This is a genomic window from Candidatus Accumulibacter cognatus (genome assembly GCF_000584975.1).
GTDB lineage: Bacteria > Pseudomonadota > Gammaproteobacteria > Burkholderiales > Rhodocyclaceae > Accumulibacter > Accumulibacter cognatus.
Map to the genome: position 1 here is coordinate 1 of NZ_JDST02000154.1, position 1,408 is coordinate 1,408.

Sequence of the window (1,408 nt, forward strand, 5' to 3'; positions counted from 1 at the left end):
TGTCTAGCTTTTTTCTTTCCGGAAGTTTGACGCAATAATTTAGTGTAGAGTTTTCATTTTTTCTTCCCGATTTTTTGACTTTCGATCTGCTCTGGCATTTTCAATTTTTTCACGGCGTTCATTTAATACCAGACCACCGCGACCAAAAAACATATCTGCTGGGCGTAAAAAGTTGATTCCCGCATGCAGCCGCTGGTGATTGTATTCGTAGCTGTACTTGTTCAGTATTTCCCAGGCCTCTGCAAAGTCGCTAGGCTGCCCTGGGCGAAGAGCTTCTTGCTTGACCGTGCCGTTGAGCCTTTCGATCTTTCCGTTGGTCTGAGGATGATTTCTGCGCGTAAATATCTGCTGGATCTCGAGCTTCTGTAAAAGTCTTTTAAAATCGTGACTGATAAATTGGCTGCCATTGTCGTTGATCAGCCTTGGCTTGGCATGGGGGTACTTGTCTTTCACTCGCTGAACAAAGCCTTCAACTGAACCACCCAGCATGTCAGTCATTAATTCCCAGTCGAGCAAGTATCTTGAGTACCCATCAAGCATCATAATTAAAAAATAAAAAACTCCACCAACTTTGACGTATGCGATGTCCGTGTGCCAGTGATAGTGAACGTGCTTGGGCTTGTGGCGGTATTCTTTTTCAGTGCCGCTATTTTCGACTCGGTTCCAGCCTTGAAGTCGATTGTGTTCAGATAAAATATCGTACACTTTACTCTCTGATAAAAAGGCCACATTTTCGTCGACCATTTGCCAGGTGAACTTGCGGTAGCCAATATCCGGATGTAGATCTCGATACGCTAACACTGCCGCCACCTCATCAGGACGAACGCTTGCGGCACTTAGGACAGGCTTTTTTTCTGAAACGACATTCGGCAGCTTTTGCCAGTCGTAATAGGTGGATTTTTTTATACCAAATAATTCTAAAATAATTTCTAAAGAAAGATCCGTTCGCTGCTGAAAAATAGAAATGTCAGCGGCCGCAACGGATCTTAAATGCCTCGGAATCTCTACAGAAGGCCCGATTCCCCAAGACTTTTTTTTAATTCAATAACTTCACCGGCGATGTCGGCAATAATGGCTTGTTGGCGTAAGTTCTTCTTTTCGAGCTCCTCGATCTTACGAAGCTCCGCCTTAGTGGGGCCAGAGTCAGGCTTTTTAAACCCATTCAGAGCAGCTTTTAAAAACTGTTCCTGCCAGCGATAAAACCCGGCGGGACTGATATCATACTTCTTGCAAATCTCCGACACAGAGGTCTTTGTCGTCATCTGCTCTTTTACGATTTTGAATTTCTGGTCTGGCGTGTAGTGCCGACGTGCTTTACCCTGATCTTGTTCCATTTACTTCAACTCCTTTTGACGCAATATCGAGATTAAATCATCCCTTAAATATCCGCGTCAAAAGTCCGATTAAC

At 44.2% G+C, this 1,408-nt stretch carries 2 protein-coding genes; both read right to left on the bottom strand.

What is annotated here, in order from left to right; genetic code table 11:
- Positions 1 to 39: 39 nt before the first annotated feature.
- On the bottom strand, positions 40 to 801 hold the full coding sequence (locus AW06_RS19525) for a DDE-type integrase/transposase/recombinase (protein ID WP_273704935.1): 762 nt from the start codon (positions 799 to 801) through the stop codon (positions 40 to 42).
- A gap of 203 nt (positions 802 to 1,004) precedes the next feature.
- Positions 1,005 to 1,334 carry a transposase gene (locus AW06_RS19530; protein WP_034953877.1) on the bottom strand — a complete coding sequence of 110 codons (330 nt, stop codon included), beginning with the start codon at positions 1,332 to 1,334 and terminating at the stop codon, positions 1,005 to 1,007.
- Positions 1,335 to 1,408: the final 74 nt, after the last annotated feature.